Origin of the sequence: Lederbergia citrisecunda, from assembly GCF_018343695.1 — a bacterium.
GTDB lineage: Bacteria > Bacillota > Bacilli > Bacillales > Bacillaceae_C > Lederbergia > Lederbergia citrisecunda.
The window spans coordinates 4,357,030-4,376,331 of the sequence record NZ_JAGYPJ010000001.1 but is presented as its reverse complement, the minus strand read 5'-3'; the positions used below and the strand labels follow the sequence as shown (position 1 = coordinate 4,376,331).

Sequence of the window (19,302 nt, the reverse complement as noted above, 5' to 3'; positions counted from 1 at the left end):
TTTCGTTACCAAACGTACTTTTCAGGATCTTGAAGATAAGAATGAACCTCATCTCTATACTTGCTCATATTATAAAAGTATCTTGTCCAAATAATGCTAATATAAGCAATCAGTGGCGCAGATATAATAGCTAAAAATAGTAACCTACTGTAATCTTTATCGACGATATCCAAAAGTAGATGAAAGTATGGTGCACTGCAAATAAGAGTTGTAAAAATAGGCACAACCAGGTCAGGTTTATAGGCTTTTTGGATTCCTTTTATTTCATTTTCATTTGGATTAGGCATAGCTGGTTTCTCCTTTATCCAGTTATTTCTAAAATCTCCTTTTAGAATATAGTATAAATCCTTTAACGTCTATTTACCCATAACCATTGAATTTATAGGTTTCTTTATATTACAGAATATTTGTGAATTTGGTAGAATAATATTAACAACATTAAAGGAGATATAAGCTATATGCCTATATATAACAAACTCGTTCGTGACCGGATTCCGGAAATTATTAAAGCAAATGGAAAATGGTCAAAAAGTCGAATTCTTGAAGATCATGAATTCCATACAGAACTTCTAAAAAAAATGCATGAAGAATTAAAAGAATACGAATCTACAGAAAGCGATGATGACGCCTTGGAAGAACTAGCAGATTTATTAGAGTTAATTAATGCTGCAGCTACCATACACGGGGCAGATTTCAATGCAATAGAAAAAATTCGGCAAGAAAAAGCTGAAAAGCGGGGTAGTTTTGAAAAGAAGATATATTTGATTGAGGTAAAAGATAACTAAGCTTCAACTCATTACATCGAATCTATTAGATTCGATCACCATGCTTGCAAAGGAAGCAGTAAAAATATATATTTTAACTTCTTTTTCGAAATTATCTGGATCAAAAAGATATTCAATTTTTTCATCCCAAAATATTTCGCGCCTTCATGAAACGAACATTTCTCATCATTATTATACCCAAATACAGATAGCACTTGCTCTGTTCCGTAAAGGATTCTCAAAATGAAATTCCTATTTAATTTCAACGAAATCTAACATTTCATATTTCGCTTGTAATACTTCATGTATTTCTTGTTTTAAACTAGAATACATTAAAATAGTGTTAACTCCGTCCCACACTGAAGTTATTCCATTTTCAATTCATTCCTCGTAAATACCTTCTTTCAGTTCACTCACCACATAAGATAGTGATAATCCAATCATTTCTATTGGATTGTTCTTTCGACAGAGTGCAATGGTAAAAGCATTTTTGATGGACCATTTTTATTACTACATTTGACGAATAATAAAATGAAGGATGCAATAAAAAAGGAACATATATTTCCGATTATACAACTAGTAGTTTGGGAAGTTAAAAGAAGGTTCTGTTTTATAAATAACGACCCTTTTTCGGTACTTTTTATTGAAATTAGATATATGTTAACACGGATAAAAGATTGTAAAGAATTATACTTAAGACAACTCACAGTAATCCGCTATTTTTTAAAAAAATAGCAGGAAAACGTTTTTTGGAAATAGAAGATAATTATAGATTATTTATCACATTACGGAGAGGAGATGGAGTATGCAAACAAATGAAGAAACCAAAGTGGAAAAAAGATTAAGAGATATAACTGGAATGACTTGTATTTATGTTCCAGTCAATGATGTCTATGAGTCCGTTAAATGGTATCAGAAAAACCTAGGATGCCAACCTGCAGACAACCATAAAGTTGAGCCTGGGATGGAAATGTCCATCTTGAGGTTTTTCGAAGCTGACGGAACCACTTCAGACCCAGCTACATGTACTATTCCTGCTTTGTTCCTTCACAAGTCGGCGGAAGAAGGCGGTCGTTTAGGCTTTTCATGGACACAGGACGGAGGTAAACGACACGCCGTTGGCTGTTTCATAACCCCACATATCCAAGAACTTTTCGAACGTTTTAAGGAAAATGGAGTGAATATTATTGGTGAACGGGTGACTTGCGGTCCAAATATAACATTCGCCGACCCTGATGGGAACGTGTGGGAAGTCTGGCAACCTTAATTGTTAATGCTATTTTGAAAAAACGTAAGCCTATGATCTATTTATTCATCTATCTCAGCTAAGCCCATACTTTTTTGAAAATTTTTCCATTTTCTAATTCGACTCTATTATAAAGTATTTACAGCCTGCCCTACACCACGGCAGGCTGTTCTTTCCCAACTACTCACTCCCTCATTTTCTGCATTCGCTCTGGCAAACTTTGCAGGGACTGAAGGACGGCATCCAGTTTTGTTTCGATCCGGTACAGTAAGTAGAAGGTTACGAGTGCCGGAAAACCAACCTCACTTAGGAATGGGAGAATTTGTTCCACTTTTGGGTCAACTCCTTTCATTTTTCGATAAACAAAATAGGCTGACCCGGACTGGAGTCAGCCTATTTTCGTTATTCAAGATCTATGTCTATTTCCTCAACATTTCTTTCGACGAGTCGTGCTGACTTGGCTTCGACAAATCGGTTCCCATCCGTGTCGAGGAAAACGTTGGAAGCGATGATGTTTTCCATTGCAGCTTTCACTTGAGCAGGATCCACTGGCTCAAGTGGCTGATCAATGGTCAATTTCGATGTTTTTCCCTCTTCCGTTAAAAAGTTTAGCTCTAATACTTTCATTCCTTCTCACCTCCCTTTCTGCGAAATTCTGTTTTTTACTCACCAATCTCGTAACTATCATTTCGTTCAATTGCCCAAACTGGCTCTTGAGATAAGGAACCAATTGCAATAGCCGCGCTGTAAAGCTCATCCGCAGTTGAATCTCGGCGAATACGATTGAACGTCTTCGTTTTGAAGATTGGCTTGTTGTGCTCGTCCACTCCGTAGTCAAAAACAACTTTCAAATTGCTTGACTTTAAAATCCCCTGTGCCATTTGCTTCACCTCCCTTTCACCTTCTATATAGGAGGTAGACGCCAAAAAGGACACCCTGTTGAAAAATGATTAAAATCAATCACTGGCCACGCCGACTACATAGTAGTAGTTTTCTTTTTCTTTTTCTTTTTCTTTTTGTCCACGTATCGTGGACGCACCGTCCAAACCGTTGGTGGAATAGGGTTTCCGTGAATTTCGGCGTACGACTGTTTAATTATTTCAAAATCACATTACAAATAAAAAACTCCATTTTGAAAAATGATTGATCAAAATGGAATTGCTCTTTTATATTCATTGGTGAATATTTATATTGAAATGACGTATTAATTATTGATTCTAAAATAGAAATTAGATCGCCAATTATATACAGTAGATGTTTATTGATATTAATACCAGTTCTCGGTAAAGTTTTCATTCAGCAAGCAAGAGAGATTACTTTTTTAAGATTCTATTTGTATCCTATTAATTTTCCTGTAATATTTTCTATAGGTAAGACTCCCATTGTGCCACTTCTAAACCAATCATCGCCCGTAACATAGACAAATCCTTCTGGAACCGTAATTTCTTCTTCGCTTATATCCTGAAAATATTCAACCATGTTTTCCACATTCTGTTCTATATGAGATGCCTCAAAATCCCCTTTCTCCAACTCATTTTTCAATTGATTTAAATCCTTTCCTAACCTATGTGCTCTACCATAAAATGTATCCAACTTTTTTCCGTTTATATAAAATTGTGCCGTTGAAATCTTAACGTTATCACCCTCAAAAGCTATCACGCGGGTAATCCCATCAATTCCTTCATCCCAATCCCCTTTGTAGGTAATGATTTCGCCTCTTTTGATTGGATGTTTATCATAATACCTAGGTTCCACCACAATATCTTTATCAAAGAAATCAAGATTGCCTCTGTCCATTTCATCGTTCATTGCATGGATGACGATCATATCGGAAGTAATGTCTGAAACGACTTCTACATCTATTTTGGTAGTTGGGTCTGTCAGAGTTTTTCCAGAACAGCCCGTTACTAGTAACAAAAATGCTAAAAACGTTCCTTGTATTCGTTTACTCAATTAGATCGCCTCCTTTTACTTATTATACTTTAAAAATAGAAAACACTTACAATTATTTGTGTCAATTTTCTGAATACTTTTTTGAATCTTATATACTCCTTCTTTTGTTTGAAGTAAAATGGTAGCTAAATATTAGAAATGACAAAATGTGATAATAAAAAAGCCGAAAACAATAGATATTGAGCTATGTTCCAATGGTTTTGGCTAATATGATAAAGGTTAAACAATCGTTTCCTTACCTTTAAGTATTTCTATTTTTTCTTTTATCTTTTTCAAATATTCGGGACTTAACGTACCTTCACCACCACGCAAAATCTCCTCAGAATAATGATCGGGTGGTGCCAGTTCTTCTTCCTTTTTCACGACGATAAAAGTTAATGCTTCTTTTAGCGCTCCATTAATTTTAATCTCTATGATGGCAGGACGGTAAAGTCGGCCGCCAACCCCTTCTCTTTGGAAAAGATAAGGAATGGCATCCGGGATGATTTCATATGCTTTTCCCTCAACGACGCCACCCATTTCAATAATATCAGCCCGCCCTCCGTCTGGAAGCTGGACTGTAAACCCTAGAGTATACCCAGCTAACACGCCACGACCTACAAGTTTTTGAAAATAATGATCTGCCCCAGCTATTTTAAAACGTTCATGATCCATACAGCTTCCGTAAGCAAAATATAGAAAGTGATTTTGCTTGATAAAGTGCTGTACTTTCCAGTCTTCATTCTCTACTTTGCCATGGAGCAAATCGGTCTGTTGCTCGGTCATGACATAAACGAATGCATGGTAAATCTCTTTATCTGTAAAAATGGTATTTACAACTCTATCATAAAAGTTATTTTTACCCTCTCCGTAATAACCTTCCAATTCGTCTAATCTAGCTAGTTGGCTTTCACTCACTTCATACAGTTCACCATACACAACGTCTCTGTCGGCGGTATTTTTCAAAATGGGATATCCACTTTCTGTATTAAACAAGGCCCCATTTGTCCAAGCTTGCTCAGCGATACGAGTGGCCCCATACAATAAATGATGGTTTCTTTCACTCCTTCTCAATGTTCCGTAAACAAATACAAGGTTTCTCATATTAATCTACTCCTTTGTAGGCTTATCATTTCTCTTGCTGTATGCGTCTTACGATTCCGAGCAGCTCTTGCTTTTCCCAAAGAAATTCTCTCGTCCACTCTAGAATACCTTACAAAGCATCCTCAAATATATTTATCATATATGGTTCTTATCCCTTCTAATCTTCCCAAACCCTTCATATATAAATAATGTTTATTCATAATAGGAGGGAAGACCTATGTTTACGTTATTATTAATTCTTCATTTAATTGCAGTTTGTTGTTGGCTTGGAGGAGCATTATATGAACGCTTTTTTACAGTAGGGGGGGTTTTGAAAGCCAAAGGTACTGAGTTAGAAGCAACGATGTTAAAATTGATGTTAAGTACTGTTCCATTCTTTCTAACGTCGGTTTTTACGATTCTCGTAACGGGAATCATCATGACGATTATGCATCATTATACTTTCCTTAGTTGGTCATGGATTGGTTTAAAACAATATATCATGCTTATTGTGCTACTGGGCTTTTTCTTCTATATCGGTCCACGCATGAATAAAATTGGCAAACAGTTAAATAGTAATTTAGCAGAAGGCAAAGGAGTGAACGATGAAATCCGTTCCCAATTTAATCATATCATTATATTATTTGATATTATGCATATTGGCGTATTGATCAATTTGATTCTCGCGCTAACGAAATTCTTTTAAAGTGGAGAAAATCCCCCTTCTTTCTAGAAAAGGAGGGGGTGTTAAATATATTCAAACTTCTTCAAAGTTTTATATCTATTTACCGCAAGTATCCCTTGCCAGTATCTTCTTGCAATCGGAAATTCTTCTGGATTACTCCCCCAACTCCATGGGTTATCCCATATCCCTTCAACAGAAACCTCTTCCATGAAAAAATGTAAGTTCTGCTCCACCAAGGTACTAAATTCCGAATACAGTGGATGTTCAGGGCTACCGATTATATCTAATGGGAGAACTTTATAACCTGCCGACCATTCCGCAACATCACGCTCTATACAACTAGCGGCAAGCAACATGATTTTATCCGAAACTACATCCAGCCCATAATCTATCTTTTCTTCAAATCTCTCCTTATGAGATTGCATAATGTTTAAAAATTGTTGGTAATTATTAATTTCATGCCTGTCCATTTCATTCGCATTCATTAACCGATTTACGGCTTTCTCAATGGAAGACCATCCAATCTGAGCCGCTTCGTTATGATCAGACGTCCAATGGACGAGAAACGCCGCCAATTCAACTCCTGGATTAAACATCCAATTCTCTTGGACCCCTTCATTCCAATGCCACCATGGAGCATGTGGGTGTTGATTAGTTTCTGGTAGTGCCGATGGCCACATCCCAGTTTCGAGATCAACCGTATTTGTTAAATAATTGAGCATTTTTTCAACGATTTCTTCCTTTTCACTTGCTCCGATTTCCAATAAAATTTGTCCAGCTGCCCAGGTAGCCATTGGAGAAGAGGATGGCAGCCAAAGGTTCAATTCCGTGTCCGAAACCACCATCTTCGTTTTGATAGGCAGCTAAATAACGAACAACATTGTCACGGGAACCATTCTTAAATATATATTCCCATCTCGCCACTTCCAGAGGACGTGCATTTCGTTTTATCCAAGCTGCCGCTTTTTGAAATGTATGTTTCATGGATCTCAACCTTCCGTTTAATGATATGTATATATTCAATAAAAGTAATGGAAATCCTTTAAGTCGAACTTTTCGTACAAGCCCTATGGTATAATATCCATAATGCGAAAGGTGGTGAATTAAGTGGAAAAGGCAGGAATCCAAGAAATTTTAAATGCGTTAAAACTTTATTCAGAACAAATTGATGGAAAGATAAACGATTTTAAGGATGAAATAAACGGGCGAATGGACAAAATGGACAATGAGCTACTTGGATTGAATAGTCGTATGGACAAAATGGAAGCTAAATTTGAAGAACGATTCGATCGCTTAGAAAAAAAGCTAGACGTCTTTCGAATAGAATTACAGGAGACTCAAGAAACAGTCGACTTCTTAGCAAGCAAGAACTTACAACATGAACGAAAACTGCGAAACATTACTACTTAACCCTCTATAAATGACCTCTAGAAATTTCCCTATTGAATTTTGTTATTTTCGACGGATAGACGAAAATTAATCTGTCGGCCGCTCGCTGATAGCTTTTTAATTTTTGCTGTTAAATCGAGCTTTCGGCATTTTTCACGGAATTTAGATATAATGAAACTATTCGATAGTAGATAAAGGAAGTGTACCCACCATGATTAGACAGGCACAAAAACAAGATTATCATCAAGCAGCCATCCTTATTTATGACGCCATTCACGATATAGCCAATGCATTGACCGGAGAACACGAAAAGGAGAAAGTTCTAGAACAATTGGGACTATATTTTACTCAAGAAAAAAATCGATTAAGTTATCAAAATTGTCTAGTTAAAACTGTTGATGGTATCCCCGTTGGCATAATCGTTGCCTACCATGGGAAGGTTGCCTACGAGCTTGATGAACCTATACGTGCACATGTGAAGGAAAAAACAGGAAAAGAACCATTTTTTGATCAAGAAACGGATGAAACAGATTTCTATTTAGATACCTTAAGTGTGAATTCACAATTTGGAGGACAAGGGTTTGGAACGGAACTAATCCAATCGATGATTACTTATGCAAAAGAACAAGGATATCCCACTTTTTCTTTGAATGTAGAAGAATCGAATCATAAAGCACGTAGGCTGTACGAACGTCTTGGTTTTTCCTATAAAAAAACCATTTCGATCAACCAGCATTTTTATCATTATTTAGTCAAAAAACTATAAAAGGGACTGCATCAGCAATCCCTATAATCCAAAACCTACTTTAGATGAATGATCATCCATATTCCATTCTTGATTGCGCGCTTTCTTATTAGCCGTTTCGAGGTTTTTTATTAAGTTTTCGATATCAATCGAGTGCTCATAATGCCACTGAAGAGCAGCAGAAGTATATAGTTCATTTAATTGTGCCACAGAAAACTTCTCTGTTCTTTCAGCGATATACATCATATCTGTTTCATTGATAAACCGATCCATTTTTTTTGAGTACAAATATTGCAAACGTAAATCGTAGTTTGGATTCTTTATTTCATACGCCCTGTCGAAGCGTCCTGCGCGATTCATTAATGCTGGATCAATTCTTTCAGGATAATTCGTTGTCCCAATTAAGAAAATACCTTCTTTAGATGTAGCTCCGTCCAACGTATTTAAAAAGACAGAACGGGCTGATTCCGGCATAGAGTCAATATCCTCTATTACCAATATCATTGGTGCCATTTTCGCTACGATGGAAAAAACCTCTTTAATCGAGTAACTCGTTGTATATTCTGTTATTTGCCAATAGGCAACAGGTGCAGAAACACTACCTGCTATTGATTTAACAAGCGTCGTTTTTCCATTTCCAGGATGGCCATAAAGAAGAATACCACGTTTATATGGAATATGATAAGTCTTAAAAAAATCGCCGCTTTCGTTGAAGAACTGATCAATCGATCGGTAAATCTCATTTTTTAACTCTTCCTCTAAAAGAACATCATCCCTCGATACTTGCTGGGTAATCTCTTCATGAGTCCTTTCAACTCCATCTTCCGTGTATGTAAATACACTTATACTGTTATTCATCATTTCCCTTTGACGTTCATAAGCATACTTGATAAAGGCCAATAAGCATTGATCATTTTCAGCAAAAATAAATTGGCGCTCATAATCAGTATAACTTTGATAAATTGGCAATCTCACGAAGGCAACATGATAGTCTGGATAGAAATAGACAGAATTATTAATAGCTGGCTTAATCACAAAGCCCTGTTGCGCTCCACTATTTTTAAAGGTAATTGAGCCTGTTTCAACATAATCATATATGTTTGAAAGTAATTTTGCGTGACCTGCTGCAACGTCTTCTTCTAACACATTCCATAATTCTTCTTGATTTTCATTATCTATATAAATCTTCATTGAGATATCTGTTTGTGCTGAAATTAATTGTGTTATTTTTTCTAGGACGATGCCATAGTCATGATAATTAGGTAAAACGTCTCTACTATTCTCACTAATTCGAATTAAAAATGATGTCTCTTTCAATGTATTCTCCCTTATTCCCCTAGATATTGTTTCAGCAAGTATATCACTATCATTAACCTAAAAGTTATTCATTATTTTGGCAGCTTCATCAATCATCTTTTTCATTAATGTTTCGACAGTTTGTTTTTTAGCTAATCTCAGACTTTGACCAGACCATAATGACATAAATTCCGGATTGTTTTGTACTGAAGCAGCTTTTCTAATATCTTTGGTTAAAGAATTTTGTATTGGAAAGTCTGGAAATGATGTTTCGTGTTCCTGTAAATCCGCGATAAATTTATTCTTAATACCCCTCGCCCACTTACCTGAAAATGCACGAGTTAAAACCGTTTGGTCTTCTGTTGAATGAAGGATAGCATCTTTATGCATTTCATGTGCTCCACTTTCCACGCAAGTCAAAAAAGCAGTCCCCATTTGAACTCCTTTTGCACCTAAACAGAGCGAAGCCATTAATCCTCTGCCGTCCATAATTCCTCCAGCGGCAATTACTGGGATCTTAACATTATCAACGACTTGTGGAATCAGTGACATTAAACCGACTAAGCTTTCATGATAACCATTAATGAACGTTCCACGGTGTCCGCCAGCCTCACTTCCTTGAACGACAACCATGTCCATTCCCGCTTTTTCAATCTCCATAGCTTCTTTAACAGTTGTGGCTGTCCCGATCACAATAATATTATGTTTTTTTAACGTATCGATAATTTCTATACTCGGTATTCCAAACGTAAAAGAACAAGTCGGCACTTTTTCTTCAATAACCACAGCCACTTGTGCATTGAATGATTCTACAAGACTTTCATTAGTTGGAGAGGAAATCTCATTTTTTTCGATTTCTAGTAGATCATGTATCGGACCTAATAAATCATTAGCTAGACGTACTTTTTCATCTGAACGCTGAAAAGAAGTTGGGACAAATAGATTCACTCCAAAATTATTGCCCGTTGATTGCCTTACTTCCCTTATTTGTTCACGAGTTTGAGGAGGATTCAAATACCCGGCTCCAATCATTCCAAGACCTCCATGATTGGAAACAGAAGACACTAGTTTTGTTGTAGATATTCCACCAGCCATAGGCGCTTGAATAATGGGATAGTCAATTTGTAAAAGGTCTGTAAGTTCATTAGCTAACATTCTTATACCTCTTTTCATGCAATAGATTGGATTAAAATAACGAAAACAGAAAAAAGACTACCAAAGTAGCCTTTCTAACTACTACTCATTAATCTCATAAATTAAAGTATCAAAAAACTCTCCATTTGTATAAAGTAATATCGCCCATTCTCCTGGCTTTGGAATTTTAACCGAAGACGGTGCATGTGAATCGGCACCATTATTTGCACCACTTACATGCTTTGTCCAGCCATCCGTTAATATTTGGTGAACTGTATTGGTTTTTTTATGCAGTCCAATGACTGTAAGTTCAGCTTCATCAACACCCCATAGATGCCACATCCACTTTTGACCGTTTAGACTTGGCATATCCGCACCAATAACACCAGATTTGTTTTCATTTCCAATGATTTTTCCGTCGTCGCCAAATTTTACAGCTTTATTTTCCCAATTAATGTTTTCGAAATCACTTTCCTGGACAAAATCAGGAATATTATCAGACAAAACGATTTTGTTTGAGGCGCAGGCAGTAACTACAAAAAACATACTACATACAACCACCAACAACGCCAGTCTTTTCAAAACATCCACCCCCAATATGTATGTTTTTCCAAATAACATAGATGTCAGCATTATTGCAAACCAGCGGCAAGACGTATTCTTTCATTGCCAATTGTATTCAAAAAACACTAGCATATGAAATTCTTTAATGTTTATAACTATTATATTAATGTACGCCGTTTATGACTCTAATTCCTTCTAAAATCAAAGAAAGTAGCTTTTTAATGTGATAGACTCCTTTTCTATTTCTAGTAAAATTAGCGTGCGTTACCTTCACCCTGTTTTTTTCGAGACCAAGGGCACGAACATAAATGATAAAGGCACGAAACCTTCCTTCGGTTCCATGCCTTTAAAACTTTTACCAAATAACCTTCCAATTCCCATTACAACTAGCGCGTATCGTTTTCCTCTTTAACATGTAATTTGCGATTAGCTCCCTCATGTCGATTTGAATTTCTTTGATGACGGGTCTATTACTGAACATAGTGTAACCTCCGCCCCCTGCTGCACGGTAATTATTCATGACGACTTCATATTCAGCGTCCATCTGTACATCGTTCTCTCCTATCTTTAAATAAACAACCCGCGAACCAACAGGTTTCCTTATATCTAAAAGATAGTCAATGCCTTCCCACATATCGTAGTTATAGTGCTGTGGTTTAGGGTCGGTAAACTCTTGATTTACGTAGATATCCCCGTTTTCATTCGTCATGAAATAGGATGCGCTTTTCTCTAGGGCATCCTTCATAGCCTGACCAGAGATTCGAATAACCTTTAACGTATTTGGATATATGTAATTGGATACAATATCCCTCATTGTTACATGCTCTGAAAAGCCCCGTGATTGATTATCAAAAAGTGCGGTACAAGATATCTTTGCTCCAGAAGCATCCATTTGCACTTCGTTGAGAAATTCAATAAGTGGATGATCACTGACTCTAACCTCCAATGGATCTGTTATAGTCATATCTCCTTTAATGGTACAGATTGGTTGGTCTAACCAGGTTTGAGTTGCTTCTTCATATCCTTCCGTCAGTTTCATAATATGTGGATCTGCTTTTACCTCATCCATTACTTTCAATAACTGAGGAGAGCTTTCTTTAACGCCCCATTTCCCATTCACTTTTTCAAAAGTAACGGCAACTTTCCCTATTGCTTCCCCGTGACATCCAGGTTGAATAATCGTAACGCCATTAACTTTATCCACAATCATTCGATGCTGATGTCCTGTGAGCAATATATCTATTCCCTTCAATTCATGGCACATTGCATATGCCTGGTTCTCACCTGTCAACATTTCAGTTTCTTCTCCAGAATGGAAATCTCGTTCGAATCCGCCGTGATAAGAGACAACTAATAAATCATATTTTTCATGCGTTTGAATGTATTCAATCCACTTTTTTGTACTTAATAATGCATCTTCAAATGATAGTCCCGTTATATTCCCTGGATGCTCCCAGTTCGGGATAAAATGTGTTGTTACTCCTAATACAATCACTCTTAGCCCATTATTAAATTCCTTAACGATATAAGGATGACCAAAAGCAGGTCCCATTGATGATTCCTCTAATATATTGGCTGATAACCAAGAGAACTTCGATTCATTAACGGCTCTTTGTAATAGTTCTCTTCCATAATTAAATTCATGATTTCCTATTACAGCACAGTCGTATTCTAATTTATTCATAATGGTAATGAGCGGATTTTTTTCCTCATTCATAAACTTTGCATAATAGTACGTTAGTGGTGTCCCTTGGATAACATCCCCATTATCAATTAATAGTGAATAGCTACTTCTTTCACGTTCACCCTTAATGATGGAAGCCAGTTTCGCTAACCCACCATTCACTTCTTCACGATTTCGATAATGTTTTGGAAAAACATGTCCATGAAGATCGCTCGTTTCAAGAATCACTAAGGTACATTGTTCATATTTTTCCTGCATTCGCCCCACCCTTTTCACTTGAAAGTAAAGAAAGCATAAGTTTTTAATAAGCTCTATGTTTCGGAACTTATCCTTTTGCTGTTTTAGCACCAGGCGCCATCGGCTCGGGGTCAAAGACGCTAAAAGTCAGAGAAAAGACTTTTTATGTCTCAGAACATTTGCTTGTCGCCGATAGGCGGGCGCCTTGCGTTTTTCTTATTGTAATTATAGACCTGTTTTTATATTGGAAAAGTGATCACACAAAATCTATACATATCCTTTACATAACTTAACCTGTTATTAACAGAATCACGAAATTTCATTGTTATAATTCGATTTGTAAGTAAAATTATTACTCATCTGGAGGTAACCTTATGTTTAAGAAATTGGCAGCAATTGGACTGTCATCAGCAATAGCTGTCGGCATTTTAAGTGGATGTGGCTCCACGAAAGCATCAGGTGGAGATTATGTACCTGAGAGTCTGACAGTTCAATTTGTACCATCGCAAAATGCTGATACATTAGAAGCGAAAGCAAAACCTTTAGAAGGATTATTAAAGGAAAAGCTCGGTATTCCGGTGACTGTTAGCGTATCGACAAACTACAATACTATCGTAGAAGCAATGGCATCAAAGAAAGTAGATGTTGGTTTCTTGCCTCCAACCGCGTATGTACAAGCCCATGAAAAAGGTGCTGCCAAAGTCATCCTTCAAGCACAACGCTTTGGTGTTGACGATGAAACCGGCCAGCCTAATGATAAGCTCGTAGACTTTTACAAATCTATGTTTATCGTAAAAAAGGATTCTAATATTAATAAAATAGAAGATTTAAAAGGTAAGAAAATTGCCTTCCAAGATGTTACTTCTTCAGCTGGATATGTGTGGCCAGCAGCTGCTTTAATGGATAAAAAAATTGACCCGCTTACGGATGTTGAAGGAATCACAGTAAAAGGTCACGATCAAGCAGTGATTGCATTGTTAAATGGTGATGTCGATGCGGCAGTCATTTTCCAAGATGCACGTAATATTGTAAAAGGTGACTATCCTTCCGTTTTTGAAGACACGAAAGTCATACATTTTACCGAAGCAATCCCTAATGATACCATTTCGATTCGTTCAGATATGAGCGAGGAATGGGTGAAGAAGATTCAACAAGCATTCATTGACATCGGGAAAGATGAAGAAGGACATGCAATTATTAAAGATATTTATTCACATGAAGGTTATGTAACATCAGAAGATAAAGTGTTCGATATCGTTCGTGATTATGCTAAAAGAGTAAAAACCGAGTAATTTTTTTGATATCCTTTACCCCCCCATTTATTATATAATGCCAGCCAGGTTAACTGGTTTGGCATTTTTTAATCATAAAAGAAGGTGGAATTGTAGTGATAGAATTTGCTAATGTTTCAAAAACATATCCTAATGGTGTGAAAGGGTTAAATAATATAAATCTCACCATCGAAAAAGGTGAGTTTGTCGTAATTGTTGGTCTATCTGGAGCAGGAAAATCCACTCTTTTGCGCTCCATCAATCGATTAATTGAAATTTCTAGCGGGAATATCATTATTAATGGAAAATCGATTACTGAGGCAAAAGGGGCACAATTAAGAAGACTACGCAGAGATATTGGAATGATTTTTCAAAGCTTTAATCTTGTAAAGCGTTCATCCGTTTTGCGTAACGTACTGTCTGGTCGTGTTGGCTATCATTCTACTTGGCGAACGATTTTAGGTTTATTCCCAAAGGAAGATATGAACCTAGCATTTGATGCCCTGCATCGAGTAAACATCCTTGAAAAAGCTTATTCCAGAGCGACTGAGCTTTCAGGAGGTCAGCAACAGCGTGTATCCATTGCTCGTGCTCTTGCACAAGAGGCAAAAATCATCTTGGCGGATGAACCGGTAGCCTCTCTCGATCCTTTAACTACAAAACAAGTAATGGATGATTTGAAAAGAATCAATCAGGAGCTAGGAATTACAACGATTGTTAACCTTCACTTTATTGATTTGGCAAGAGAATATGCAACGAGAATTATTGGGCTCCGAGCTGGTGAAGTTGTTTTTGATGGACCAGTGGAAAAAGCGACAGATGAGGTATTTTCGGAAATATACGGACGACCTATTAAAAAAGAAGAGCTATTAGGAGTAGAAGCATGATAAAACAACAGGAGAAAATAATACCCACTCCTCAGAGCAAGCAGAAATTGTATTTAACAGTACTATTGATGATTGTTCTGTTTTTTGGTAGTGCCATAAAAACAAGTTCTTCATTGACAGAACTAATGATTGGCATTCCAAATATGCTTGATTTGCTCGTGCAAATGTTTCCGCCTAATTGGTCTTACTTTATAAAAATTATCCCAGCCATGCTTGATACGATACGAATGGCTCTATTGGGGACAACATTTGGAGCTATTATCGCCATTCCAATTGCGATTTTTTCTGCGAGCAATATCATAAAAAGTACTTGGCTACATTACCCTGTAAGAGCTGTTCTAAATTTAATTCGGACCATTCCTGACCTGCTGTTAGCCGCCATTTTTGTTGCTATTTTTGGATTAGGTCCTTTGCCCGGAATTCTTGCTTTAACGATTTTTTCAATAGGACTAGTTGCCAAATTAACGTATGAAGCTATTGAAGCAATTGATCCTGGGCCATTAGAGGCAATGACAGCAGTCGGAGCAAATAAAGTACAGTGGATTTTTTTCGGAGTCATTCCACAAGTGTTAGCACATTATATTTCATACGTTCTTTACACGTTTGAGGTTAATATTCGGGCTGCTGCTGTTTTAGGATTAGTCGGTGCAGGTGGGATTGGACTTTATTACGACCGTACTCTTGGATTCTTTGAATATGATAAAACAAGTTCCATTATCATTTTTACATTAGTCGTAGTTTTACTTGTCGATTACATCAGCACCACTTTACGGGAGAAACTCTTATGAACAATGCACAAGTAACATACATCAAACCACGAAAAAAAAATAACCGTCTATGGGTGATTTATATAGCTCTTGCCCTCATTTATATTTGGGCGTTTTCTGGGATGCCGATTACAGGTGTAAAAGAAACGGCTGGCCAAATATCAAAAGCAATTTTTTCTGGCATTTTTAGTCCTGATTGGGATTATGTGTACTTGCCTGATGGAGAAGATTTATTACGTGGACTCCTTGATACGATAGCCATCTCAGTACTGGGCACATTTATTTCTGCCTTCCTTTGTATTCCATTTGCTTTTTGGGCAGCATCAAATATGAGTAAAGGGAAGGCTACTACAAATACAGGGAAATTCCTTCTCAGTTTGATCCGGACATTTCCGGAAATCGTCATGGCGATTATGTTCATTAAAGCGGTCGGACCCGGTTCATTTGCCGGAGTACTCGCTTTAGGTTTGCACTCCATCGGCATGTTAGGAAAGCTTTTTTCTGAGGAAATTGAAAGTGTCGATCCGGGGCCAGCTGAAGCATTGACAGCAACAGGGGCAAATCGTTTGCAAATACTCTGGTTTGCAGTCCTTCCACAAGTGATGCCTGGTTTTATCTCGTATACTTTGTATCGTTTTGAAATCAATGTTCGCTCTGCAGCCATTCTCGGTATGATTGGAGCTGGCGGTATCGGAACTCCGTTAATCTTTGCACTTACGTCGAGAGATTGGGAACGTGTCGGGATTATCTTAATAGGCATTATTATGATGGTTTCAGTCATTGATCTGTTGTCGGGATATATAAGGAAGAAGATTGTATAATCAAAAGAAAAATGGAAAGATGCACGCCCTAAATTGAATTTCTAAATTTAGGGCGTGACTTTATTTTTTTATTGCAACAAAGACTACGTCTTATTTTTCTTTTTGATCTGGGTATCATTTTGATCCAAGAACGGTTTTATAAACTTCTGATACCTCTCCCTCTTGAACGCTTCTAATTCTTCTGGAGTCATTTCTTTTATGACCTCAGTGACCGGTGGTGTTTCGTACCCATCATTTATTACTTGTTTTGCTTTTTCATTTTTCATGTTGATGTTTTCCATTGATGCTCCTCCTTTCGGACTAAAAAGAACCCTTTTGCATTGGATACAAAAGGGTTCTACTCCGTTTTATCATCCAAAGCGATTGCTTTGCTGGTATTAGCACCTTACTTTTTTAAGCAGGTTGCTGTGGCGTCCTCGAGCCAGATCTCTAAGCCACTCTAGATAACTATTTAATTAAATTTATTTTATGCTGATTTTACATTTTTTTCAATAATTATCCTTTTGTATTTCCATTTTTTCCAATTTAAAGTTAAATTATTATATTAATTTGATTTAGCCGTATGTACATATTCTTTCCATGGTTTACATCCAACTTTCCCGTAATAATTCACAAAAACAGTCCAGTCTACAACCATTTCCTTAACGCCTTCTTTTTGGAGCTGCAAAACAGCTTTTTCCAATAAGGCGATACCTAGGCCTTTACCTCGGTATTCCTCCGCTACTCCGATTGGTCCCAGTCCTGAATAATGATTATGTAAGAGATCTTTCCAAAAGACATTCGGCGCCAAATACCCATCATTAAAGGTGTTTACATTCGCGAAGCCTATGAGTGTATTGTCTTTAAACAATCCAATCGTACCATCAATTTTTCTTTCGTTATTCCCATATCCTTCTGTTAAATCATAAACCCAACGTTCGCCAAAATCCTTTGCGAATAGGAAAATAAGCTCTTCCTGTTCCCCTTCTTTTAATCTTCTAACTGAATACATAGGATCTAATGGATACTGCTCCTTATGTTCAGATATATCAGCTCGAAGATCATATGTTTTATCAGTTACGTCATATCCACGCTTCTCAAAGAAGCTTATTGCCTCAACTTGTTCGGAAGGAATACCAGGAAATAGATGGTATGGGTCTGATCCCACAGTAATATCCATTCCTTTTTGAATTTTATCCTCAAACAGCTGTATTAATCTGCTACCAATTCCGTTTTTGCGATAGCATTTGTTGACAAGGAATGCACTTATCCACACTTGTTCCTGCCAAAGTCCTTGTTCCTTGCCTTTTTTTGAAATCAGTAGACCAATTACTTGATCTCCATCTAAGGCAATATATGAATTTTGGCGATCAATCCAAGTGTTTTTTAATAAACTTCTTTCAAATAAACTTTCTTTAATCGGAAATGAATCTGCTAGATTTTCATTCCAAAATTGTGTTAATTTCTTTGTATCCCCTGGATAGTCTTCTAGCGTTTGAATTTGAATGTTTTGCATGTATTTACCTCCTTCTTTAGAAAGGCACAAGGCGCACGCTACCTTCGACTAGCAAATGTTCTGAGCCAATGGCACCTGGAGCTAGACAACGAAAGCTTTAGTTAAAAGTATAAACTTTTAAAAACTTATGCTTTCTTTAATTCTAGTAAAGGGCTTTTCCCTTTAGCGAACACAAAAACAACCAAAGGGAAAAGCCTTATACAATGCTTGTATTCTATTTAGTTACCAATTGCTGTTGACCTTTTTCTCTTAATGTAGCAAGCTGTTCATCACGATGCCTATTTTTTAATCTCGTCATGGCATCACCAACTACTTTCCAAGTTAAATCAGGATTTTTCGACCCATAGTCATTCGATTCACAACCGCGATATCCCCATACAAGTATCGTTCTCGCCCCAGCATCATATGCAGCTTCTGAGGCATAAATAATTTCTTCTTCTCTTCCTGCAGGTGTATTCCATCCTTGTATCCAAATATTATGGTCCTTATTATGGCGGCTGCATATGTCCATATTTAATTTGGTCGCATTATAAACATATTCATAAGGTTCAATATAAACATCCGGGTTTAATTGCCAGTATGGGGTGGCCCCGATATTATCCATCGTATCCATTTCAGCGATATAATCTAGAGCCCTCAAATTAATCCCATGTTGTTCCTCAAGCATGACACATATTATGTTATCCATCGATTTTTGATTACTGTACTGAGTTACCTCACTAAAATAATCACGAATTGTCCAGCTCCTAAATTCTTCTACTTCCTTCGTAAATTCTACTGGCATATCATGCTGGTACCTTTCTTTGAAAAGCTTTTGACAACGCTTACACATACAACTATAAATAATGGGCTTTCCATTATTATCTACCGTTTTAGCACCCAAATGCGGTTCATCCCAAAACACTTTTTTAGCCCCTGCTTCTTTGATTACATCAATCCACTCTTTTGTAAAACTTCGAAATTCAGGACTATTCAAACAAACTCGAACAGGATCCATTGACCCATCTGAATATATTTGGTGGCTATCCGGCGAATATCCTAAGAAATGAGATTTATCTCCAGGAGGTCCTGCTAGCCCCCAATTATTGACCCAAACTTCTAAGCCATACCCTTCGCTCATTTGAATGATTTCTTTCATGACATTTCGGTGTCTATCCCAGTCGTTATGGGAAAACGTATGAAGAATCATGTTAAAATTATGATCAATGATATTTCTTAAATCGCTGTCCACATGCTTAAGGATTCGATTTCCATGATAGGCGACTCCTAAACGTAGCTTTTCTAGTTTTGCCATAAAATATC

24 protein-coding genes and 1 riboswitch are annotated in these 19,302 nt (G+C 37.0%); of the genes, 9 read left to right on the top strand and 15 right to left on the bottom strand.

Going from position 1 to position 19,302, the window contains the following annotated elements; genetic code table 11:
• Positions 1-5: 5 nt before the first annotated feature.
• The gene (locus tag KHA93_RS21360) at positions 6-287 is read right to left on the bottom strand and encodes a hypothetical protein (RefSeq protein ID WP_213112562.1); all 282 of its coding nucleotides are present in this window, start codon (positions 285-287) and stop codon (positions 6-8) included.
• 171 nt (positions 288-458) lie between these two features.
• Here KHA93_RS21360 and KHA93_RS21355 point away from each other — a divergent pair, with 171 nt between their 5' ends.
• Positions 459-785: a nucleoside triphosphate pyrophosphohydrolase gene (locus KHA93_RS21355; RefSeq protein WP_213112561.1), complete on the top strand. Its 327-nt coding sequence runs from the start codon at positions 459-461 to the stop codon at positions 783-785.
• 784 nt (positions 786-1,569) lie between these two features.
• The gene (locus tag KHA93_RS21350; RefSeq protein WP_213112560.1) at positions 1,570-2,031 is read left to right on the top strand and encodes a VOC family protein; all 462 of its coding nucleotides are present in this window, start codon (positions 1,570-1,572) and stop codon (positions 2,029-2,031) included.
• A gap of 163 nt (positions 2,032-2,194) precedes the next feature.
• Here the strand turns inward: KHA93_RS21350 and KHA93_RS21345 are convergent, their stop codons facing one another.
• The 5 genes from KHA93_RS21345 to KHA93_RS21325 form a co-directional block, all read right to left on the bottom strand.
• A complete protein-coding gene (locus KHA93_RS21345; RefSeq protein ID WP_233711266.1) occupies positions 2,195-2,362 on the bottom strand; it encodes a YvrJ family protein in 168 nt (55 codons plus the stop codon).
• A 50-nt stretch (positions 2,363-2,412) separates the two neighbouring features.
• Positions 2,413-2,637, bottom strand: coding sequence for a DUF2922 domain-containing protein (locus KHA93_RS21340; RefSeq protein ID WP_213112559.1), 225 nt, complete (start codon positions 2,635-2,637; stop codon positions 2,413-2,415).
• A gap of 35 nt (positions 2,638-2,672) precedes the next feature.
• Complete coding sequence (locus KHA93_RS21335; RefSeq protein WP_213112558.1) at positions 2,673-2,891, bottom strand: DUF1659 domain-containing protein; 219 nt, start codon at positions 2,889-2,891, stop codon at positions 2,673-2,675.
• Between the two features lie 448 nt (positions 2,892-3,339).
• Positions 3,340-3,963: a signal peptidase I gene (lepB, locus tag KHA93_RS21330; RefSeq protein ID WP_213112557.1), complete on the bottom strand. Its 624-nt coding sequence runs from the start codon at positions 3,961-3,963 to the stop codon at positions 3,340-3,342.
• A gap of 219 nt (positions 3,964-4,182) precedes the next feature.
• Positions 4,183-5,046: a gamma-glutamylcyclotransferase family protein gene (locus KHA93_RS21325; RefSeq protein ID WP_213112556.1), complete on the bottom strand. Its 864-nt coding sequence runs from the start codon at positions 5,044-5,046 to the stop codon at positions 4,183-4,185.
• Between the two features lie 217 nt (positions 5,047-5,263).
• Between KHA93_RS21325 and KHA93_RS21320 the strand changes: the two genes are divergently transcribed.
• Positions 5,264-5,731 (top strand): DUF2269 family protein, encoded by a 468-nt coding sequence (locus KHA93_RS21320; RefSeq protein WP_213112555.1) that lies wholly within the window; start codon positions 5,264-5,266, stop codon positions 5,729-5,731.
• 41 nt (positions 5,732-5,772) lie between these two features.
• Here the strand turns inward: KHA93_RS21320 and KHA93_RS21315 are convergent, their stop codons facing one another.
• Positions 5,773-6,504 carry a hypothetical protein gene (locus KHA93_RS21315; RefSeq protein WP_233711264.1) on the bottom strand — a complete coding sequence of 244 codons (732 nt, stop codon included), beginning with the start codon at positions 6,502-6,504 and terminating at the stop codon, positions 5,773-5,775.
• The gene (locus tag KHA93_RS23400) at positions 6,455-6,694 is read right to left on the bottom strand and encodes a hypothetical protein (RefSeq protein WP_233711263.1); all 240 of its coding nucleotides are present in this window, start codon (positions 6,692-6,694) and stop codon (positions 6,455-6,457) included. The genes KHA93_RS21315 and KHA93_RS23400 overlap by 50 nt, the downstream gene beginning before the upstream one ends.
• 123 nt (positions 6,695-6,817) lie before the next feature.
• Between KHA93_RS23400 and KHA93_RS21310 the strand changes: the two genes are divergently transcribed.
• Positions 6,818-7,120 carry a hypothetical protein gene (locus tag KHA93_RS21310; RefSeq protein WP_213112554.1) on the top strand — a complete coding sequence of 101 codons (303 nt, stop codon included), beginning with the start codon at positions 6,818-6,820 and terminating at the stop codon, positions 7,118-7,120.
• 190 nt (positions 7,121-7,310) lie between these two features.
• The gene (locus KHA93_RS21305) at positions 7,311-7,865 is read left to right on the top strand and encodes a GNAT family N-acetyltransferase (RefSeq protein WP_213112553.1); all 555 of its coding nucleotides are present in this window, start codon (positions 7,311-7,313) and stop codon (positions 7,863-7,865) included.
• 21 nt (positions 7,866-7,886) lie between these two features.
• Here the strand turns inward: KHA93_RS21305 and KHA93_RS21300 are convergent, their stop codons facing one another.
• From KHA93_RS21300 to KHA93_RS21285, 4 genes are all read right to left on the bottom strand, one after another.
• Complete coding sequence (locus KHA93_RS21300) at positions 7,887-9,161, bottom strand: AAA family ATPase (RefSeq protein ID WP_233711262.1); 1,275 nt, start codon at positions 9,159-9,161, stop codon at positions 7,887-7,889.
• A gap of 57 nt (positions 9,162-9,218) precedes the next feature.
• Entirely contained in the window at positions 9,219-10,295 is a 1,077-nt protein-coding gene (locus KHA93_RS21295; RefSeq protein WP_213112552.1) for an NAD(P)H-dependent flavin oxidoreductase, read from the bottom strand.
• Positions 10,296-10,376: 81 nt separating this feature from the next.
• Entirely contained in the window at positions 10,377-10,865 is a 489-nt protein-coding gene (locus KHA93_RS21290) for a DUF4871 domain-containing protein (RefSeq protein WP_349772367.1), read from the bottom strand.
• Between the two features lie 328 nt (positions 10,866-11,193).
• Positions 11,194-12,780, bottom strand: a complete 1,587-nt coding sequence (locus KHA93_RS21285; RefSeq protein WP_213112550.1) for a bifunctional metallophosphatase/5'-nucleotidase — start codon at positions 12,778-12,780, stop codon at positions 11,194-11,196.
• Positions 12,781-13,133: 353 nt separating this feature from the next.
• On the opposite strand from KHA93_RS21285, the gene KHA93_RS21280 reads away from it, so the two are divergent.
• The 4 genes from KHA93_RS21280 to phnE (KHA93_RS21265) all read left to right on the top strand — a co-directional run bounded on the left by KHA93_RS21280 (position 13,134) and on the right by phnE (KHA93_RS21265) (position 16,505).
• Positions 13,134-14,051 (top strand): phosphate/phosphite/phosphonate ABC transporter substrate-binding protein, encoded by a 918-nt coding sequence (locus tag KHA93_RS21280; RefSeq protein WP_213112549.1) that lies wholly within the window; start codon positions 13,134-13,136, stop codon positions 14,049-14,051.
• A gap of 95 nt (positions 14,052-14,146) precedes the next feature.
• On the top strand, positions 14,147-14,917 hold the full coding sequence (phnC, locus tag KHA93_RS21275; RefSeq protein ID WP_213112548.1) for a phosphonate ABC transporter ATP-binding protein: 771 nt from the start codon (positions 14,147-14,149) through the stop codon (positions 14,915-14,917).
• The gene (gene phnE, locus KHA93_RS21270) at positions 14,914-15,705 is read left to right on the top strand and encodes a phosphonate ABC transporter, permease protein PhnE (RefSeq protein ID WP_213112547.1); all 792 of its coding nucleotides are present in this window, start codon (positions 14,914-14,916) and stop codon (positions 15,703-15,705) included. The genes phnC and phnE (KHA93_RS21270) overlap by 4 nt, the downstream gene beginning before the upstream one ends.
• Positions 15,702-16,505: a phosphonate ABC transporter, permease protein PhnE gene (gene phnE, locus KHA93_RS21265; RefSeq protein ID WP_213112546.1), complete on the top strand. Its 804-nt coding sequence runs from the start codon at positions 15,702-15,704 to the stop codon at positions 16,503-16,505. The genes phnE (KHA93_RS21270) and phnE (KHA93_RS21265) overlap by 4 nt, the downstream gene beginning before the upstream one ends.
• A gap of 83 nt (positions 16,506-16,588) precedes the next feature.
• Here the strand turns inward: phnE (KHA93_RS21265) and KHA93_RS21260 are convergent, their stop codons facing one another.
• From KHA93_RS21260 to KHA93_RS21250, 3 genes are all read right to left on the bottom strand, one after another.
• Positions 16,589-16,786: a hypothetical protein gene (locus tag KHA93_RS21260; protein ID WP_213112545.1), complete on the bottom strand. Its 198-nt coding sequence runs from the start codon at positions 16,784-16,786 to the stop codon at positions 16,589-16,591.
• Between the two features lie 63 nt (positions 16,787-16,849).
• Positions 16,850-16,955: riboswitch (SAM riboswitch) on the bottom strand.
• Positions 16,956-17,049: 94 nt separating this feature from the next.
• Positions 17,050-18,000, bottom strand: a complete 951-nt coding sequence (locus KHA93_RS21255) for a GNAT family N-acetyltransferase (RefSeq protein WP_213112544.1) — start codon at positions 17,998-18,000, stop codon at positions 17,050-17,052.
• A gap of 214 nt (positions 18,001-18,214) precedes the next feature.
• A complete protein-coding gene (locus KHA93_RS21250; RefSeq protein ID WP_213112543.1) occupies positions 18,215-19,294 on the bottom strand; it encodes a hypothetical protein in 1,080 nt (359 codons plus the stop codon).
• Between the last annotated feature and the right edge of the window lie 8 nt (positions 19,295-19,302).